9 protein-coding genes and 1 pseudogene are annotated in these 20717 nt (G+C 62.1%); 1 reads left to right on the top strand and 9 read right to left on the bottom strand.

Going from position 1 to position 20717, the window contains the following annotated elements; genetic code table 11:
• Nucleotides 1–1399 precede the first annotated feature (1399 nt).
• The 7 genes from IVA82_RS11300 to IVA82_RS11270 all read right to left on the bottom strand — a co-directional run bounded on the left by IVA82_RS11300 (nucleotide 1400) and on the right by IVA82_RS11270 (nucleotide 9739).
• On the bottom strand, nucleotides 1400–2407 hold the full coding sequence (locus IVA82_RS11300; protein WP_247391452.1) for a helix-turn-helix domain-containing protein: 1008 nt from the start codon (nucleotides 2405–2407) through the stop codon (nucleotides 1400–1402).
• Nucleotides 2408–2462: 55 nt separating this feature from the next.
• Nucleotides 2463–3986 carry an alpha-N-arabinofuranosidase gene (locus IVA82_RS11295; protein ID WP_247391498.1) on the bottom strand — a complete coding sequence of 508 codons (1524 nt, stop codon included), beginning with the start codon at nucleotides 3984–3986 and terminating at the stop codon, nucleotides 2463–2465.
• A gap of 46 nt (nucleotides 3987–4032) precedes the next feature.
• Nucleotides 4033–4869 carry an ABC transporter ATP-binding protein gene (locus IVA82_RS11290; RefSeq protein ID WP_247391451.1) on the bottom strand — a complete coding sequence of 279 codons (837 nt, stop codon included), beginning with the start codon at nucleotides 4867–4869 and terminating at the stop codon, nucleotides 4033–4035.
• On the bottom strand, nucleotides 4866–5897 hold the full coding sequence (locus IVA82_RS11285) for an ABC transporter ATP-binding protein (RefSeq protein ID WP_247391449.1): 1032 nt from the start codon (nucleotides 5895–5897) through the stop codon (nucleotides 4866–4868). The genes IVA82_RS11290 and IVA82_RS11285 overlap by 4 nt, the downstream gene beginning before the upstream one ends.
• Nucleotides 5894–6757 carry an ABC transporter permease gene (locus IVA82_RS11280; protein ID WP_247391447.1) on the bottom strand — a complete coding sequence of 288 codons (864 nt, stop codon included), beginning with the start codon at nucleotides 6755–6757 and terminating at the stop codon, nucleotides 5894–5896. The genes IVA82_RS11285 and IVA82_RS11280 overlap by 4 nt, the downstream gene beginning before the upstream one ends.
• Nucleotides 6757–7761, bottom strand: a complete 1005-nt coding sequence (locus tag IVA82_RS11275) for an ABC transporter permease (protein WP_247391445.1) — start codon at nucleotides 7759–7761, stop codon at nucleotides 6757–6759. The genes IVA82_RS11280 and IVA82_RS11275 overlap by 1 nt, the downstream gene beginning before the upstream one ends.
• A gap of 76 nt (nucleotides 7762–7837) precedes the next feature.
• Nucleotides 7838–9739 (bottom strand): ABC transporter substrate-binding protein, encoded by a 1902-nt coding sequence (locus IVA82_RS11270; RefSeq protein WP_247391444.1) that lies wholly within the window; start codon nucleotides 9737–9739, stop codon nucleotides 7838–7840.
• 1023 nt (nucleotides 9740–10762) lie between these two features.
• On the opposite strand from IVA82_RS11270, the pseudogene IVA82_RS11265 reads away from it, so the two are divergent.
• Nucleotides 10763–11002, top strand: a pseudogene (locus IVA82_RS11265) (SOS response-associated peptidase); the annotation flags it as partial.
• Nucleotides 11003–12850: 1848 nt separating this feature from the next.
• On the opposite strand, the gene IVA82_RS11260 reads toward IVA82_RS11265, so the two are convergent.
• Nucleotides 12851–19300 carry an autotransporter-associated beta strand repeat-containing protein gene (locus tag IVA82_RS11260; protein WP_256469642.1) on the bottom strand — a complete coding sequence of 2150 codons (6450 nt, stop codon included), beginning with the start codon at nucleotides 19298–19300 and terminating at the stop codon, nucleotides 12851–12853.
• A 7-nt stretch (nucleotides 19301–19307) separates the two neighbouring features.
• Nucleotides 19308–20462 carry a D-alanyl-D-alanine-carboxypeptidase/endopeptidase AmpH gene (gene ampH, locus IVA82_RS11245; RefSeq protein WP_247391437.1) on the bottom strand — a complete coding sequence of 385 codons (1155 nt, stop codon included), beginning with the start codon at nucleotides 20460–20462 and terminating at the stop codon, nucleotides 19308–19310.
• Between the last annotated feature and the right edge of the window lie 255 nt (nucleotides 20463–20717).

Here is a 20717-nt window from a genome sequence, read left to right as displayed (position 1 = left end):
GATGGAAATTCCCGCCTGCTGAAAAAGTCCTTTGTGGCCGACGAACGCATTTTTTAGGACCGCCGATGCCTTTCGCATTCGGCGACGTGAGGGACCGTATCGTTTTAGGCAATAGCGCCGCTACAGAGCGCTGCAGTGGTAGAGAAGTACAAAATCAACTTTCGCGCGGTTTTCGAGGCTGATCGATTTTCGACGTTTGCAACAGTATCTGGCACAAGCAGCCATTCCATAATCGTTCATTCCGCGAATTGAGCTCTGGCGACGATTGGCCTCAAGCATTTTGTTGAGACGAAAGCCGTAGAGAACCGTCCGCTCAACTTTTCAAATTCGGCTGGCCCAAGCAGCGAACGGTGACAACGACGGGCGCGATATTCGCAGCTCCTCGATAACGAGACAGAGCGCCGCCTTCGTTCGAAGGAGCACAATCGCGAAGATTAGCGTAGTACGCTGCGCTACGCGCGAGTGATCCAATGCACACCAAATTTCGACATCAATCGCCTGCGTACACCTGAAAACCAGATCGGTACTGCATTTGGTACTGCACGTGTGAAGGCGACTTTACTTAACTACTGATAGCGCTTCGTTTTTTGAAATGTCCCGGTCCAATCCATCAAGGGCGCCACAGCAAAGCGTCTGTCTAACATCTTGCTTTCATTCATTTTTGTAGTTCCGATCGGTCCAATCGATTTTTGGGCCGACAATTATTCCATGCGATAGAACTAGCGCATTTTCCTTTCTTTTCAACTGATTGAAGCAATCCCGGCTTCTCCAAATATTTTGTCTTCTTCGATCCGCCCTCGATCCAGTACTGCATCGCCGTACCGGCTGGGCCCGTGCAGTACCACGGCCTTGCGCGCCGCCGGCTACGACTTCGACCACTGCGACTGCGGTGGCATCGCACAAGCAAAAGCCGATCAAGTCAGAAGCAAAGTAGCGCTGCGCTTTGTCGGTGCCTAGGCCGCAACGCTCGGATCGTAATTTCGGCGGCCTCGTCGTATGAAAAGTTACACTCGGAGCGCACGATCGTACGGACCAAACGTCGTAGGTTCAAATCTCCGAGGCGCAACCACCGATACCGACACTCGGTCCAAGTTGCGATCTGAGTGATGCCCTGCGTCCCGAACGCAGTGTCTTCTAAGCTGTTGATTTTCTTGCTGTGACGAGCACTTCCGTCCCGTTTTGTTCTCGTTTGTTTCAGCCAATTCGTTGCGGCGTTCTGGAGCGAGAACGGTGAAGACCGCCGCGACCCCGGCCGCAATGAAGGTTCTGGATGAAACGATGCGGGATCATGAGCCCTCGAACGCTCGCCCCCTCTCGCATTGGCGTCACGATCTCCGAGTTTCCGTACCGATTAAGAGGGCACGCGCAACGCAGCCGGTCGCGCCGAAGGGGGCGGCCCCTACTTCAGGTGCAGTCGCATCAGGATATCGTGATTGTGATTGCCGAAACCGCGGCCGAAGATGTTGACCCCTCCCGGGTGGGCCGCATCGTCGTCGATGCCGACGCGCAGCCGGATCGAGTGGTGCTCGGCAAGTCGCAACTGGGCCAGGGTCACCGACGACAGCTTCTTCGCTCCCATGTAGGTGCCCTTGCAGGAAATGTGCCACTGGATCAGCGCGCCGTATTGTGAGCCTTCAAGCTTCCACCATCGCGGGGTGTGGACGCCGCGGCGGTCGCCGTAGTCGCCCGGTGAGGTCCATGTGCCGACCTTGACGTCGTTCACCCACAGGCTGATGTCCGAAGGCCAGTCGGCATTGGTGCCCGGCACCTCCGACGACAGCTCCAGCGCGAATTCGAGCGCCTCGACCTTGGCGTTCAGCACTTTTGCGTTGTTGGGAAACTTGTATTCGACATGACCGCGCCCGAACCAGATCAGGGCGGCCTGCACCCGGCACGGATCGAGAAACAGGTCGGGCACGTCGAGCACGCCCATGATGCCTTTCGTCGAACACAGCCCGCAGGGTGCCGAGACATTATAGCTGGTGTAAAGCCCGACCGGCATCTCGACCTCGATGATGTCCTTCTGCCGACTGGTCCCCTCGCCATCGAGCCGGATCACGATCTCGTCGAACCGAGCGGTGCAGATCTTCTGCTGGCCCTTGCGGGCACGACCGATCTCGGTGTCGATCAGTTCGGATTCCTCCAGGATCTGGATATTTGTCGCGATGGTCGACTGCGGCAGCCCGAGCGCCTCGCTGATCTGGTTGACGTTGAGCGGACCGCGCCGCCGCAGCAGCCGCAGGATGCGCACCCGCACCGGCGAGGCGAGACCGCGGACGATCTCGAACTGCTGCTCGGGATCGACATTGAGAAAGCTGCGGATACCGTTCGACTTCGGCGCGGCCCTTGCCCGCTCCGGCTTGGGAAGTCTTGTCCGCTTCTTCCGATCCGAATTCCTGTCGAGCATGCTGGACTCCTCGCTGTCCGCGCCGGCAATACCGCACCGGCTCGGGATCCCGATGTCAGTTCGCGGACAAATGAATCACGTTCCACGACGCCGGCTTCAGCCGAGCCCGGATCTGGCAGCCCTCCACGCTCACGCCCTGCAGCGGAGCCGGCTTGACGCGCTCCGCCGCATCCTTGGTGTTGGTCGCCTGGAGGTCGTCATGCCGCAATTCAAGCGCTTCGCCGACCGCGAGTCGGCCAAAACTCCTGGCTTCGAGACTGATATCGATCTCCTGGCTGAGGTCGCGGTTGAGCAGGAACAGCGAGAGGCCGCCGCTCTCGCCGGCGACCGCCGCCAGCTTCAGGTACGGCACATTGCTGACCGGGAAGGTCTGCTCGTCGGTACCGCGCGGATCGTAATAGGCCGAATCGTAGGTCTCTGACTCGACCTGGGCGCGCAGCACCTTGCCGCGACCGAGCCGGCTCATATGCGCGAACGGGAAAAAGATGGTCTGCCGCCACGCCGGTCCGCCGGTCTCGGTCATGATCGGCGCGATCACGTTGACCAATTGGGCGAGGCAGGCGGACTTGATCCGGTCGGCATGGTTGAGCAGCGAGATGCAGGCGCCGCCGAACGCCAAGGCGTCCTCCATGGTATAGATCTCCTCCAGGATCGGTGGCGCCACCGGCCAGCCTTCCTTGACCCGGTCGGCGCGCTTGCGCCGGGTGCGGTACCACACGTTCCATTCGTCAAAGCTCAGCATCATCCGCTTGGTCGAGCGGCGCTTCGCCGCTACCGAATCGGCGATCGCGACAACCTCGTCGATAAACCTGTCCATCAAGTCGGGGGAGGCCAGGAAGGCGGCGGTGTCCTGCTTGTAGTTGTTGAGGTAAGTGTGCAGCGAAATGTATTCGGCGTGATCGAAAGTGTGCTCGATCACAGTGTCTTCCCAATGCCCGAACGTCGGCATGTTGCGCGCTGACGAGCCGCAGGCGGCGAGCTCGATGCTCGGATCGACCCAGCGCATCATCTTGGCGGCTTCCCGCGCCATGGCGCCGTAGGCGGCCGCGGTCTTGTATTCCATCTGCCAAGGACCATCCATCTCGTTGCCCAGGCACCAGAACTTGACGCCGTGCGGCTTCTCCCAGCCATGGGCGCGGCGCAGGTCAGACCAATAGGTGCCGCCGGGATGGTTGCAATATTCGACGAGATTGCGCGCGGCGTCGCCGCCGCGGGTGCCGAGGTTCACCGCCATCATCGGCTCGACGCCCGCGACCTTGCACCAGTCCATGAACTCGTTGGTGCCGAACGTATTCGGCTCGGTGGTAAACCAGGCAAGGTCGAGCCGCGCCGGCCGCTTATCGATCGGGCCGACACCGTCCTCCCAATTGTAGCCGGAAACAAAATTGCCGCCGGGATAGCGCATGATGGTGGGACCGAGCTCCTTCACCAGGTCCAGCACGTCCTTCCGGAATCCCTTCTCGTCGGCGGTCTTGTGGCCGGGCTCGTAGATGCCGCCATAGACGCAACGTCCGAGGTGCTCGACGAAGGCGCCGAACAGGCGCGGATCGGTCTGGCCGATGACGAAATCGCGGTCCATCAGAACATTTGCTTTTCTCACTTTTTCTCCGATGCGATGGCTGGGGTTAGGCTGACGGGGAATTGGTCGGCGCTGTCCCGCCGGCAACTTCGGGCAAGAGGACGGCGGCGCGCAGCTGTTGCGAATAGGGGTGTTGCGGGGCGCTCAGCACGGACCTGGCGTCGCCGCTTTCGACCACCCGGCCCTTCTGCATGATCATGATGCGGTCGCTGATGTAATAGGCGGTGGCGAGATCGTGGGTGACGTAGATGATCGAGATGCCGAGATCATCGCGCAGCGCCCTGAACAGGTTGACGATCGACATGCGCAGCGAGGCATCGACCATCGACACCGGCTCGTCGGCGACGATCAGTTTGGGGCTTGAGAGCAGCGCGCGGGCGATGGCGACGCGCTGCAGTTGCCCGCCGGACATCTCGTGGGGGTAGCGATGACGCACTTCCTTCAGCGACAACCCGACCTTGCGCAATGCCTCGTCGACGGCGGCTTCGAGCGCGTCCTGGCCGACGGCCGCGGAAAATCGCCGCCGGGTCATGAACAGATAGCGGTCGAGCTTTTTCAACGGATTGAACGCCTCGAACGGGTTCTGGAAGATTGGCTGCACCTTGTGCATAAACGCCAGGCGATCCCGGTTGCTGCGGACGGTGGAAAGATCGGTGCCGTCGAACACCAGCGATCCGGCGCTGGGCTGCTCGATGTTCAGGATCATCCGCGACAACGTGGTTTTGCCGCTGCCGGACTCGCCGATGATGGTGAATATCTCCGGCCGTGCCGCCTCGATCCGGAAGCTGACATCATTGACGGCGACGATGCGCCGGCTCGACAACAGCCCGCCGCGGCTGAACACCTTGGTGGCGCGCGACACCTCGAGCAGTGCATTGCTCATGGCGTCTGGTCCCCGTTGACGGCAAAGCAGGCGACGCGATGGCCGGGCTCGATTTCGACCGTGTCGGGCACGCGCTCACTGCAGACCGCCATGGCCAGCGGGCAGCGCGGATGAAACCGGCAGCCGGGCGGCGGGTCGGCGAGGCTGGGCGGCGAACCTTCGAGGCCCTTGCGCTGGATGTCGTCGCCGATCCGAGGCAGGCTCGAGATCAGGTGCCTCGTATAGGGATGGAGCGGCCCGCGGAAGATCTCCGCCGTCGCGGCTTCCTCGACCAGACGGCCCGCATACATGATGCCGAGCCGGTCGGTGAGATGGGCATGCACGCCCATGTCGTGGGTGACGAACAGCACCGAGGAGCCGATCTCACGCTGGATGCCGCGGATCATGCCGAGCACGTCTTTCTGCACCACGACGTCGAGTGCGGTGGTCGGCTCGTCGGCGATGATGAAATCGGGACGGCAGATGGTGGCGAGCGCGATGGTGGCGCGCTGGCGCATGCCGCCGGAGAGTTCATGCGGATAGGCCGCTAGCACCGAGGCGTCGAGCTTGACCCTCGCCAAGTGATCGATTACGGCCTGCTCGAACTGGCGGTCGCTGCAATCCATGTGCGAGCGCGCGAAATCGGCAAAGGTCGCGCGCAGCCGGCGCACGGGGTTGAGCACGTTCATCGAGCCCTGCATGATGTAGGACAGATGTCGCCAGCGTATCCGCGCCACCTCGGCCGGCGGCGCCCGGTGCAGCCCTCCGCAGCCCGGCAGGAATGCGAAATCGACCGTGCCCCCGACCACCTCCAGCGGCGGTTTGATAGCCCCGGCGATGGTCTTGATCAGCGTGGTCTTGCCGGAGCTGGATTCCCCGGCGAGGCCGTAGATCTCGCCGCGCCGCACGTCGAAGCTGATGCCGTCGACCGCCTGGACGTAGCGCTTGACTCCGAAATGATGGGTGCGGAAATGCGCCTTGAGGTCACGCACCACCAGGATCGGCACAGCCGCATCGGGACGAGTCGGCAGGGCGGGCGAGTCCGTCATGAGGCGCCTCCCATCCGGCTCAGGCGGCTGCGCGGATCGATGTATTCATTCATCGACACCGCCAGCAGGAACAGCCCGATGAAGGTCATCATGACGACGGCGGTGGGAAAGGCGATCCACCACCAGATGCCGGCGACCATCGCGGTATGCTGGTTGGCCCAGTAGATCATGCCGCCAATCGTCGGGGTGTTGATGTCGGTGAAGCCGAGCACCGACAGAGTCACTTCAAGCCCGATCGACCACACCATGTTGTTCATCGTGGTCGAGAACACGATCGGCATCACGTACGGCAGATGCTCCTGGACCAGGATCTCGCGAGTGCTCATGCCGGAGAACACGCTGCTCTGGGTGAACTCCCTGGTCTTGAGACTCATCGCCACTGAGCGGATCAGGCGGGCGTCATAGGCCCAGCCAAGGCAGGCCATGATCAGCGCAAGAATCAGCCACGACATCGAGTCACGCATGACAAAATAGAACAGCACCAGGATCGGCAGCAGCGGAATCACGATGAAGGTGTCGTTGATCGACATCAGCACGCGGTCGATCCAACCGCCCTTGTAGCCGCTGACAAGCCCGATCACGAGCGCCAGCACCCGACTGATCAGCGCCACGGTACCTCCGAACAGCAAGGTGTTGCGGATCGCGAAGGTCAGTTGCCAGAACACGTCCTGCCCCCGCGAGGTGGTGCCGAACCAGTACGTCGGAGACGGCGGCACGTCCGGCGGCACCACGTAAACCTGATCGGGCGGATAGGGCGAGAAGCTCGCCAACACCGACAGGATCAAGACAAAACCCACCAGGACGACGCCGATGCGGAATTCGGGGTTGTAGCGCAGCAGGTCACGCGAGATCCGCAGCATCAGTGCACCTTCACCCTGGGATCGAGCAGCGGATACAGAAGATCGATGGCGAGCACGCCGATCGACACGCCGACGATGGAAATGGTGGTGACGCCGAGCACCAAGCCGTAGTCCCCGGCATACACTGCATCGACCAGCAGCGAGCCGATGCCGGGATAGCCGAACACCTTTTCGGTGATGACCGCGCCGTTGAAGATGCCGCCGAGCGAGATCGCCAGCCCGGTGACCTGCGGCACCAGTGCGTTGCGCATCACATAGGAGGTCAGGATGCGGTGGCGGTCGACGCCGCCGAGTTCGGCGTAGACCACATAATCCTCGGTCACCACGTTTGAGACCAGCGAACGCATGCCGAGAAACCAGCTGCCGATGCCTATCAGGATCAGCGACAGAGCTGGCAGGGTGGCATGCATCAGCACGCTGGAGACGAAGTCCCAGGTCCAGGTCTGCGGCAGGTTCATCGCCGAGCCGCCGGCGATCGGCAGCACCGGCCAAAGAAAGCCGAACACAATCAGGAGCAGCAGCGCTAGGATGTAATAGGGGATCGGATGCAGGCCCATCGCGATCACTCCCATCAGCTTCAGGCTGCGGCTCTTCTGGTAGTAGCCGGCGAGCCCGCCGAGCAGGTTGCCGAGCACCCACGTGGTGACGGTGGAGATCACCAACAACCCCGCGGTCCATGGCAGCGCGCGGCCGATCAGCGTCGAGACCGGCGTCGGGAACGCCGACATTGACGGCCCGAAATCCGCCCGCAGGATGCGCCTCCAGAACACCAGATACTGCTCGACCGGCGAGCCGCCGAGCCCGTAGAGCTCGCGCAGTGACGTGCGCATCTGCTCGATGGCACCCGGCGCGGTGTTGCCGTACGAGGTCACCGCCGAGATCGACTGCTCGACGGGATCGATCGGCGTGGCATGGGTGATCACATAAGCGAGATTGATGCCGATGAACACCACCAGCACGAACTGCCCCAGCCGCCGCGCGATGTAGATGAGGTACCCGTTCATGAGTCCATTGCTTGAGCAGTGAGCGGCTTGCGATCCCTCCCCTTGCGCGGAGGGATAACAAAACGGCTCTGCCGGTTTAATGCGCCGGCTTCAGCTTTACGAACATGTAGCGGGAGTTGCCCCAGTTCGGCACCGGGTCGGTGTAGGGATCTTCCGCGGTCGGGTAGCCAGTCCAGTAGGTCTGGTCCATCGCCGTGAACACGTTGTAGGCCATCAGCGGAATGGTCGGCATCTCCCTCACCGCGAGCTTGACGTAATCCTTCCCGAGCTCGATCGATTTCGGATCGTCGAAGCCGACGCTGCGGGTCTGTTCGATGATCTTGTCGAGCTCGGGGTTGGACCAGCGCTGCCAGTTGCGCTGCGGCTGCGACTTGCCGGGCTCGGCGACGAACTGCGAGTGCCAGCTGTCGAGGAAATACGAGAGGTCCTGGTGGCCGCCCCAGGTCTCGACACTCCAGCCGATAAAGCTGTCGAAATCGCCGGCGGCGCGGCGCGTCGGGAGCGTGCCTTGCGCGACGTCAATCTTGGCATCGACGCCGGCCTGTTTCCACTGCTGCACGATCATGGTGCCGGCGCGGGTCATCACTGGCCGCAGATCGCCTTCGACCATCACGCGCACCGTGAACGGCTTGCCGTCCGGTGTCGACCAGGCGCCGCCGCGCTTGGTGAAGCCGGCCTTCTCGAGGAGTTCGGCGGCGGCCTGGGGATCGGTCTTCCACCAGCCCATGCCGAAGGCGCGGGCGATCTCCTTCGGATCCGACGGGATCTGCTCGCCCATCGAGGGCCGCAGCATGTCGGCGATCTGCTTGCCGACGGTCGGATCGTAGGGCTTGATCTTGCGCTTGCCGGTATCGATCTCGAAGCTCTTCAGCCATTCCTCCATCGGCTGATGGTAGGTGGCCGGATGCGTCCCGGTCGGCGGCACGCCGATCGCCGAGATGGTGGCGGCGCCGCGATACGACGCCATCGACACCGCCTTGATGTCGATCAGCAGCGCCAGCGCCCAGCGTACGTCGCGGTTCTTGAACAGCTCGTTCTGGTCATTGAAAATCACCGCCGGCAACGTCGGGTCCGGATGGCCGTAGGGGAACCCCTTAAACCAGGCGCGGGTGGTCTTGCTTTGCTTGGCGAGGGCGAACATCCCTTCTGGGGCGATGTCATGGATGACGTCGAGCTCGTGGTTGAGCTGCGCGATCACGCGCTTGTCCGGCGGGCCGGGATCGACATAGGCGAGATATTTCGGACCAGGCTTGCCGAAGCGTCCCAGCGTGGTGCGCTGCCAGTCGTCACGCAACTGCCAGATGTACCATTTGCCGTCCGGGTCAAAGCTGTGCAGCACATAGGCGCCAAGCGAAATCGGCTTGTTGAAGTCGAACTTGGCCGGATCCGGCACCTTCTCGAACACGTGCTTGGGCAGGATCCAGACCGCCCCCCAGCGCACCGTGAAGTTGGCGTGGAAGCGCGAATTGGGCTTCTTGAGCTTGAACACCACCGTATACGGATCCGGCGCCTCGACCGAGGCGACGTTGCTGGCCATCACCGCGCTGTAGCGCATCCCCGGATTCTTGATCTGCAGCATCACAGTCGCAAGCACGTCGTCGGCGGTGAATTCAACGCCGTCGCTCCAGAAGATGTCCTTGCTCAGCTTCACCGTCATTTCGGTGAAGTCGGCATTATATTGAGGCTTGTCGGCGGCGAGCGCATTCTCCCAGACGCCGTTGATGCCGCTTTCCGGATCGATATACCACAGTGTATCCAGCGCGGCCTGCTGCAGCCCGTTGGATTGCGCGCCGGCATTGATTGCCCAGATGTTGAACCAGCCGGCGTTCTTGATGGTGCCTTCCGGGTTCTCGAGGATCAGCAGTTCTTTTCTGGGAATGTTCTGCGGAATGCCCTGCGCGTGACCGGAACTCACCGGCAGGAAAAGCTGCAGCGCCAATGCGCACACCGCCGGCACCAACGCACGAATGCGGTTCATCGTTTTCTCCCTCATCGTGCAAGTCTTCAGGGCTTGCGCTTGTTATGCGCACGATCCTAAAGGCGAGAAAACTAGTGAACAACCAAAATCGTGATCCATATCCGAAGTTCGGGTTTAATGCTCAGGCGGCGTGACACGTTGGCTTCGCCGAGGGGAAGGTTTTCCGCCAATCTTTTGCCAATCTGGAGCTTCTGTTCGAACTTGCTTTCCGACTGCACACGACCATAGCGGCGTCTGGAGAACAGACATTGGAAACCGAGCTCAGCCGTTCAGCGTCTTTGCGACCCACTCGGTCGTGATGCGGCCGGCCTCCTTCTGGTCGATGGAGGCGTTGTAGGCGCAAGGCTTGGTGATCTCGGCGTCATAGCCGATGATCATCCTATCGCAGACGCTCTTGACGGCGGCGTTTAGTGCTGTCGGCGAGATCGGATAAAAAACGATGGTGGGCGCCCTGCTGCACCACTGCGTTGATCTGCTGTATCTGACGTTGCGCATTGGAGACGAGAACGTGTGCGTGTTTCTCCATCATCCAACGCGACGTCTGTCTGCGGATGCTGCCACGGTGAGCGCTCGGCTGAGATCCAAATGCCCAGTACTTAGCGGCCCCCCGGTACTGTCAGACACTTGTCGAGTCTTGGCTCAGGCTCGGCTGTACCACAGCCGTGGCCGATGCAGCTGACGCGGGACGGTCGCACAGCCCGAATCGTCCGCGCTCTAACCGCACACAATCGGCTGTGCCTTCCGCACAGCTGCGCCTGCCAAGCATAGCCAGATTGCAATCGATCTCCGCCGCGAGAAGGTGAATGGCATACGCCACCCTGCCTCTCCCGCGACGGCGGCGGCATATGCGAAGGGCCGGCCGATGAAAACCGGGCGAGCGCCGAGAGCGCCTTGAGAACCTCCGACCCGCGGCGAACGCCGCTGTCGATCATAACGGGCATCGTTGTTGAGGCGATGATGTCCGAGAGGATGCGCAGGCTGGCAACAGCGCCGTCAGCTGCTGCACACGGAGCCGGACGGAGCACGACCAACATCCGCAACGTGAAGTCAAAGCACTGGATGCGGTGGCTGGGTCGGATAACCGCTGCGTGCTGCCGTTCAACTCGTTCAGCGAGTTCAACAAACCGAAGGCGGCGACATCTGGTTCGCGCTGGACGAAAGCCGGCCGCTCGCCTGCTTCGCCGGCATCTGGACCAACTGGACGCCTGTGCGGAACGTCAAGAAGGTGAGACCACCAACGACCTCTACACGTTCCTGACATCGCCGGGTCTGTCAGATCCGGTAGTGGCGGACGCCCGCGATCAGGTCGCGCCGTATCGTGCTGTTCGGGGCATTGGCGTCGCCTGCCGCTAGTGCACGGCGGCGTACAGGATCCTGTCCTGGGTCGCCTCCGCGGCACCGAACTCGGCGACAATACGCCCCGTTCGGGCCACCAGGATGCGATCGGAAACCGCGAGGACCTCGGGCTGTCCCTTGGCCGGGCAGAAGCGCGGGTTGGACGGCCCCTGACACCCGTGTCGGTTGCCGGTGTGGCACGCCGCACCACCAGGCGCGCCGTCGTGGGCGGTGCGGCTGTCGGCGCAGCGGCGGTCGGCACAGCCTGTGTCCGCGTTCTCGTCAACGGAAGCTATGTCTGCCGTTGATACCCGCTGTTGGCGGTCTGAACACCGCATCCTGCGGGGATGATGTTCCTGCAGTGCAGGATGTGCCGTCTGTGCGAGCGTAGGCCTTTTGTATTCCCGGTGAACGGCACGTGAGCCCTCTGCGAGGACCGCGGCTAGGTCGCATCACGATCCGGCTCTCCGCCGCCGCCATACGCATTCAAAGCCGATACTGGCTCGCGGAAGGGAGCCCCGCTGGGACCGTACAGCATTTGGTACAGCATGGCGGCCGAGGACCGCGCTCAAGTGCTGATTGCGCTTTGCTTTTTGAGATGGTCTCGTCGTATGAAAAGTTACACTTGGGGCGCACGATCGTACGGACCAAACGTCGTAGGTTCAAATCTCCGACCTGCAACCATCTCAAATTGCTATTTGAGGCAGCGGCCTAGCGGGCGGATCGTGGGCAAAAAATGAGAACCGAGAGGCCAATGACGAACATTGTTTGTGGATCTGGGTGGAGACAGTGTAGTCAGTCCCCGTTAAAGCAAGAGGAATTTACGACCTTGCCGGACCTAAACCTACCGGTTGAGCTACGGCGGAAAGAGGGCTTCGCCTCCGATAAAAGCCTGCTCCGCCAATGGCCCGTCATGGTCGCGATCGTAGTCATGAAGGAGCCATAGCGCGGCTTTTGCGAGGCAACCTAACGCCGAGTAAGGCAAGATGCTGGCGGCCGCAGTGATTTGTCGCTGTGCTGGTCCGTGTTCTGCTGCAACGTCGCTTCATCGAAGTGATGCGCGCGCCCTGCTTTGCGTGCAGCGACGGGCCGATATCCTTCTTTACGCTGCAACTGCCCAACGAACTTAGGAGCGCGAAATCGCTTCCTTATCGAAGCTCCGCAGTGCCGGCGGTACTGCATTTGGTACGGCACGGTCGATCGTGACCGAGCTTAAGTGCTGATGGCGCTTTGCTTTTCAAGATGCCCCGGTCCAATCCATCATGGGGGCAATGCAAAATCGATGCGCTAACATGTTGATGTTATTTCGCTTTATTGTCTGATCTGGAATAGCTGATTTTTCGGCCGACTGAAGTTCAAGGCTGACTATTGGGGCATTTCCCTTTCATTCAAGTTCTTAAGTCGATCGCCGGTTCGTCCCTCGATGGCGCCGCACCTTCTTCGGTACAGCATTGCAGTACCGGATAAGCTCATGAGTACCGCGGTGCTAGACGCTACCTACGACTCTCCGCAGCGATCCCATTGGCGTCGAACAAGCGGCTGGAAAGCTGATCAAAGCCAGAGGCAAAATAACGCTGCGCTTTGCCGGTGCCTAGGCCCGCAATGCTCCAATCGTAGTTTTGGTCGCCATGTCGTATGAAAAGTTGCGCGCGGCGGAATACGCGATTGTGCGGAACGAACACGTCGAAGGTTCAAATCGAGGACACGCAACCACGGATACCGACATTCGCTGATGGTGGGTATTTGAAGAGTGGACGCGGCGATTGACGTTGAACGTTACCAAACGTACCGCACTACGCCCTTGCCGGCGTGGCTGCGTGTGACGCGGGAGAATTCGCCTTCATAGGTGGCCGCGATCGAGATGCCGTTGCTGAACGTTATTTCGGAAGAGGCTGTGGCCAGCGCAGAATCGGACGCCTGAGCAGCCCCATTCACGACAAAGCTGGCGCCCGGGAGCGACTGGAACGTCGCGGCAACCGTTCGATCCATATTGTAGTCATGCGCCCAGGCCGCACGTCCGCGCATCGTCAGGGTGGCCTCGCCGAGGGCCCAGGATTTATCGCTGCGCAGGCCGAGTTCGCTGCGCGCCGCCGTCACGTTCTTTGAAGCGTAGCTGAGTACAAATACATTGGCACCCGACACGACGCTTTCGGCATAGGCCGGAAGATCGAAATTCGTTACCTGCCCGGCGACATAAGGCGTGAGCCCTACGCCGCCCAGCAACGGCACAACGCTGCGGTTGCCGGCCTCTGCCCGCGCCGAGAACGCATTGGCATTGAAATGAGCTCGTAGCCGATCGATGCCAGCCATCGTAACGGTTCGGTCCGTCGTGATGTCCTGCCAGCCATAGGCGATAGCAGCGGTGGCATAGACCGAACCAACGCTATGACGCACGAAGGCGCCGGCCTGGAACAGATCCGATCGACCGGAGCCGAGACCATTCGACAGGCTGAAATTGGTGCCGCCACCCGCAAGCGCGAAGCCGGCCACGGTCTGCGGTGACAGCCAGTAATCGGCCCCGACGGCCACACCACCGACGCGGCTGCTGGCCGTGTTCGATCCCAAATCGGCATTGCCCTCGGTGGTCTGTCCGCCGCCGAAACCCGCTGCCCACACATTCCAGCGCGCTTCAAACGTCGCCGCGCGCGGGACAACCTTGGTGATGATGCCATAGGCGTCACGCTCGGAGCCGGAGCGCTTGCCATCGGTCGAAGCATAGGCGTTGAACGCAACAGTCTCGCCGAATGGCGTGGCGCCGAGCGACGTGCCGCCGCGATTGCCGCTGAAGGGATCGGTGATCACGCCCATGAACTGCGTCATTGCCTGGATCGTGGTTTGCGGCACGGCTGTTGCCAGTTCGCCTGAAACCTGTGTCAGGCCCTCTGGCGACAGCGCACCAAACGCCAGCGGAATACCGCCATTGGCGTCGAAGTACTTGTTTAGTCCGTTGGCGACATTCTGTTGATTCACGTTCAGGCCGGCCATGCTCAACGTCAGATCGAGATAGACGTTCTGAGCGTCATAGCGGAGGCTCGATGCGAAAGCGGAAGGCAAGTCGCTGTCGACCTGTCCCGCAAAGGTGCCATTGATGCCGCCCGCCGCATTCACGATCGTATATTGCTTCGACACATAGGAGCCTCGGTCAAAAGTCGCCCTTACCGTCGCTCCGTTCAGCGTGGCGATGCCGGTCACATTGGTCCGGTCCGCGCTGGGTCCCGAGACTTCAACCATGTAGCTCGACGCCGCAGCGAACGAGAGATTGCCCTGTACGGTCAGAAGCCCGATCGAATTGCCGGGCGCGAGCATGCCACCGGCATTGATCTGGGTGGTGCCGACGATGCCGTTGCCGCCAAGCGTTGCGCCGGCGTGCACCGTGACCAGCGACGATGACGCTATCGAGCCGTTTACGCCGAGCTTGCCAGCCATCACATCGGTGGCGCCGCTGTAGCTGCTGTTGGCATCAAGGCGCGTTGTGCCCGGACCGTTCTGCGCAAACGATCCGGTGCCCGAGATGGCACCATCCAGCACGACCTCATCTGCGCGGTTGACGATCAAGGCACCGTTGTTGACAACGTTGCCGATGATCGAGCCCGCTGTGCCACCGTTGCCGAGTTGCAGTGTTCCTGCGGATATCGTGGTGCCGCCGGAGTAGGTGTTGTTCACAGTCAGAGTCGTCGTACCGGTGCCCGCTTGCGTCAGCGATCCCGTCCCGGCGACCAAGCCAGCGAAGATGGTGGTATCCGAGCGATTGAAGGCCAGCGTCCCGTTGTTCAACACATTGCCGGTGATCGAGCCTGAAGTGCTGCCATTGCCGAGTTGCAACGTACCGGCCTCGACGAACGTGTTGCCGGTATAAGTATTCGCACCGGTCAGGATCGTCGTGCCTGCACCAATCTGCGCGACGGCTCCGGTGCCTGAGATCGTGCCGCCAAAAGCGTAAGCGTCGGAGCGATTGAATGCGAAGGTGCCATGATTGACGACATCACCGGCGATCGAGCCTGCGGTGCCGCCGTTGCCGAGTTGCAGCGTGCCCCCGGCAATGTTCGTGCCGCCGCCGTAATTGTTCGCACCGGTCAAAGCCAGCGTGCCGCCGCCGTCCTTCGTCAGCGCGCCGGCGCCGGAGATCGCGCCGGACGCTGTGAGGGTCGTGCCGCCATAAGTGTAGATCGTACCGGCGTCGCCGATCGTCATGGCGCCGCTGGTGGTGATATCCGCGAACGTCGCCAGGGCACCGCCGCCGGACAGGCTGATCGGGGACCCCGCTGAACCCAGATTGTCGCTGGAAACGATGGCGAGTGTACCGCCAGCAATGACCGTGCCACCGCCATAAGTATTGGAGCCCGTGAGCAGGAGCCAGCCGGTGCCTAATTTCATCAGGCCACCAGTGCCGGAGATTGTGCCCCCGAAATAAGTGTCAGCAGTTTGGACGACAGTCAGCCAAGCGCTGCCAAGCGCGACTTCTCCACCGCTGCCCGACAGCGAGCTCATCGTCAGATTGATGCCATTGAGATCTAGCCTGCCGCCGGTGAGGACATAATCCGTGGCGGACGGCAACGAGCCTGTAAATTGCTGCCGAAGAGTACCCGCCGTAATCAGCGTGCCGCCGGACCAGCTGTTGCTGCCCGACAATGCGAGCGTTCCGTCGCCATTCTTGATCAAGCCACCCGCACCCGAAATATTCCCCGATGCACTGAGCGTCGTGCCGGCGTTAACATTGAACTCGCCGGTGTCGAGCAGCGATACACTGCGCGTGGACGCGATGTTCGCTGTGGTGTGGAGCATGCCGTTGTCGAAGGCAAGCGCGCCGCTCGCCGCCCCGAGATTCGAATCCGACGAAATCTGCAACGTGCCGCCGCTGATGGTCGTGCCGCCGGTGTAAGTATTGGTGCCGCCAAGGATCAGCGTTCCGTCGGCGGTCTTGTTGAATCCGCCGGCGCCGATCATCGGCGCATCGATCGTCGCGGACTCGCCAGAAAGCACACGTAGCTCGGCGATTCCATCCAGACCATTGAGGCCACGCAATCGCAGCGTACCGGGCGTCCCCGTGTCGGAGGCGATGGTGTAGGCGCCGCTGACGAATTGCAGGCCGACAAGTGATTGCTCACCTTGTACCGAGACGGTGCCACCTGGCCCGAGGAAGACGCCATAGCTCGCGCCCCAGCCGGCCGGCACCGTGCCACCCGGGTCGAGCCAGTTGAGGTTGCCGGAATTCCACACGCCGCTGCCGCTGCCGCCGCCGCTGCCCGTGGTGCCGCCGCCCCATAGTTGAAGAACATTCGTCCCGTTGGAGCCGACCACGAGATCGACGACATTGGCCCTGCTGACATCTACTGAATAGGCGACCGGGAACGGGCCGGGATCGGGCGGCGTCGCACCGATCGTCATGCCTGTCCCGGACAGCGTACCGGCATAGGTCATCATGCGATAATAGCCGATGCCCGGCTCGCCAGTATTGGTGATGTTGAGCGTCGCGTTGTTCAGCGCCAAGTTGCCGTTGACAGCAACCTTCGCAGACGTGGTGGATGACGCGCCGGACGATGAATGGCCGAGGTTGAAGTCGAACGCGCTCCCGGCCTGCAGCATCAGATCGCCGTTCACCGTGAGAGGCTTCACATCGGCCGGCGCCAGCGTTCCTCCGGCGTTGATCGTCGTGGCACCGACCGAGCCGCTGCCTTGCAAACGACCGCCTGCATTGACGGCCAGTGTACCGCCGAGATTTCCGTTCACCGAAAGCGCGCTGTTGGAAACATGCGTGCCGCCGGTAAAGCCGCTGCTGTTACCGGTGAGGATCGTCGTGCCGGCCAGGAAGTTGATGGCGCCTGAGCCGGAGATCGTGGGCGCGAAGGTGTAATTGCTGCTGGTATGGTTGAAATTCAAGCTTCCGGAGCTGGATCCGAACACGACATTGTTCTTGAGTGTGCCGGGCGCCACCGCTGCGGCGTTTGCCGCAGCGCCGATGTTCAGCGCCCCGGAAACGCCGGGATCGGTGGAATTTCCGATGATGAAGCTGCCGCTGTCGCCAAACCGCCCGGCGCTGGCGCCATCGGCAACCGTCAGGCTGTTGTTATTGCTAAAGCTATAAATACCGATCGACGGCACCGCATTCAGGCTCGAGCCAGCCCCTGTCACGACGACCGAACCGGCATCACTGACACCGATTTGCATCTGCCGGCTTTCGACAACGCCGCCATTCGCGATCGTCAACACGCCGCTGACATAGGCAGACCCGTTGACGCTCAAACGCGATCCGGCGCCGCTGACGTCAGCGGCATTTCCCGCGCCGGCGATCGTATCGGCGTCCGAACCGATGGTCAGATTCCCGGCGACCTTCACGCTGCCGCCGTTCAGGATCGTGAGCGTATCGTTTCCGTATCCGCTCACCGACAGCGATCCGGCGGTCCACACCGAGCCTGCGCCCGTCACCAGGCCGCGCGCCTGGGAACCGGCGGCAGAACCGATCACAACATTTTCGCTTGTCAGTTGCGCACCCGATGTTAGCGCCAGCGTGCCGCCATTGATGTTGGTGTCGCCCGTGAAGGACGTTGGTGTGCCTGACAGAGTCCAGGTGCTCGCGCCCGTTTTGCCGAAGATCGAGAAGCCCTGATATTGGCTGCCCAGCCCTGACAGATCGAAGCTGGCGTTCTGATCGCCGCCAAGCGCGAATGTATTGGGATTGTTCGGATCGAGACTCGCAACGACATTGCCGACGATATTGGAGCCCGCGCGCAACTCGAGCGTGTTGAAGCCGCCTAGAAACGTAATGGGGGCAGCGCGCGATCCATCGGCGTTGAGACCGCCCATGATGGTGCCTGCATTGACAACATGGGCAGAGCCGGAGGTAGCTATGCCGACACCGGCGCTTCCAGCGTGCCCCGGATCGCCCGGATTAGAACCGTAACCGGACCTGGGATGCCCACCACCGTCACCGGCGGCGCCGCCCTCACCTGGATTTCCACCGACAATTCTACCGAGGACATCAATGTTCAATTGTCCACCGGCCGCGAGATGGACACCAGCGCCGCCGTTGCCGCCATTCCCGCCAGCTCCGGCGGCCGATGTATAGCCCTCGATGGGGCCGTAGTTGATGGCATTGCCGCCGACGCCGCCATTGCCGCCATTGCCGCCACTGACAACGCCTGTGACTACGACAACCCCGCCATTGGCAAAGATTCCCGCACCGCCGCTGCCACCGTTCCCGCCGCCGCCGCCAAAACCTGCGATCGATTCACCCCTCGAACCGTTGCCGCCGTTGCCGCCGTTGCCGCCGTTGCCGCCCAAGACGCTGGCGTCAACTCCGACAGATATCGATCCACCATTTGCCAATGACAGAGCGGCGCCGCCCTGTCCGCCACCGCCGCCGTCCCCACCATTGCCATCTGCTCGGGGGATGCTCGGAAGGTGTGCGGCGCCGATGGTGGGAGCACCCATTCCACCATTGCCCGCGAGGCCGCCATCACCACCATCACCGCCGTAGACGGTACTCTGTGTGTTGACCGCAATAGAACCGCCCTTCGTCGCCGTAACCGCAACGCCGCCGCCGCCACCACCGCCGCCGCCACCGCCACTGCCAGCCGGGCCCGGAGTCGGGACCGCTCCTAAAACGAAGAAAAGTAGGCCGTTGTGGCCGTCGCCTCCATGACCAGCGGCACCGCCCACTCCACCATTTCCGCCGCGTAGGGTCTGGTTTGATCCGGTCGCGTAATTTTCCTGCAGGACGACTGTTTCCCCGCCGCCACCGCCACCGCCGCTCCCTCCGTCATGGCCGGCGCCCGCGTAGGGTACAACCGGGATGCCGTTGGCTCCAGTATCGCCGACGCCACCCGAACAACCATCGATGACAACTCCGCCGCCGCAATTTGACGGGCCATGTTCGCCACCCTCTCCGCCGCCCTCGGCATGCTTGCCGCTGCCGCCTTTTCCTCCGTCGCCGGATATAGCGTTTGCGGCATTCGTCCCACCGCCGCCACCACCGCCGCCACCGTATGAAATCGCTCCCGCTGCGCCCGAGCCGACCTTGTCGCTGCTTGCTCCATGGCGGCCACCAGCCCCACCCGCACCCGAACCGGCTTGTTGCGCCCAAGCCGGCGTAGCCGAAACGTTCATCACGCAGAGTGCGATCGGCATCGCCAAATTCACCAGCACACGGGCCATCGCGGTCGATCCGCGCATCGCGCTCGTATGATAGCCCAGCATCCGCGCGGCTCGACCCTGTGCTGATGCCATCATCTGCCGCTCACGGTCCCGCCGGCACGAGTTCGGCCGCGAGTTCACGCACCCCGGTGCGCAAACCCTCGAACATCGCGAAGTTGACACGGCTGGCCGCGACGAAGATGCCGAGCTTGCGGTTGGGCGACAGCGCCACGTAGGTCATGAAGCCGCCGATGCCGCCGCTCTTGCCCAGTAGCAACGGCACGCGGTCTTTCGCCGGACTGACGATCCAGCCGAGGCCCATGCCCTGCGAACTCGTGACCTCGACGCCGACCCCGCGCTTCAGGCCGTCATGCGGCCGCCACATCGTGTGCACGAGGGCAAGTGCGGCCTTCGACTTGTCGTCGCCCGCCAGATGCCAGCGCATCCAGCGCACCATGTCATCCGCCGTCGAATAGACACCGGCGCTGGGGCCCATGATGTCGGGCGCTTCCCAGTTCGGATCGGGATTGTTGAACGGATCGAGGCCGGTCATGAGGCGCGGCTTCTGCTCCTCGGACAGCCGGAGTGTGGTGTCGTTCAGGCCGAGCGGCGCGATGACCTTTTCGCGCAGCAGATCAGCATAAGGTTTGTTGCCTGCCTTGGCCAAAGCTTCGCCGAGCAGCCCGAAGCCGTAATTGGAATACATCGCCGTGGTGCCGGGCGCATAGGCCGGTGCGTTCTCCGTGAGCCATTTCCAATAGCAGTCGCGCCTGAAAGCGAGAAACGGATTGCCGCCATCGTCCTTGACCTGGGGATCGCGAAGTTCGCGCGGCAGCCCGGCCGAATGGGTCGCGAGGTCCAGCAGGGTAATAGGTTGATTGCCGAACGATTTGAGCGACACGCCCGACGGGGCATAACGGGATAGCTGGTCAGTGAGACCGACCTGGCCTTCCGCCGCCATCGCGGCCAGCAGATCGGTGGCAAATACTTTCGAGACCGATCCCAGCCGCATGATCGACTTGCCGTTCGGCTCGACCTTGTTACCCGGCGCCGTTTCGCCATAACCCTCGATATGGGAGTCATCGCCATGCACGACGGCGATGATCAGGCCGGGGGCCCCCGAATTCAGGAACATCGCGATGCCCGCCATCGATGCCGCGTCGCGCAAGGCAAGGTCGTCCGCGAACGTGCGAACTGCCGAACCGATCGACAGCGCAAGCACCGCAGCCCCAATGCACGCCCCCTTGAGTCCCCGCATCCTTCTCCGCGCCTTGTGGTGAAAGTCTTCGAAAGCCTTGAAGTAAAAGTGTTATCGTAAACGTCTTGCCGCTGTGTGAACGTATCTTTCACGATCGAGCCGGAAGGATGAATCCTCCGCGAGTCCACGGCAACGGTAGATCGCCGAATCGACATGTGCGTCCGATCAACGTCATCGCGCGGCCACGGCAACGTCGTTTGGTAAGGAGTTGTTAACTTGTGAGCGCCGGCGACAATGGGCACGCAGACGAACCGC

The organism is Bradyrhizobium sp. 142 (genome assembly GCF_023074015.1).
Classification (GTDB): Bacteria; Pseudomonadota; Alphaproteobacteria; order Rhizobiales; family Xanthobacteraceae; genus Bradyrhizobium.
Note: the sequence above shows the minus strand (reverse complement) of the source record. Positions and strands in the feature narration are given on the sequence as shown.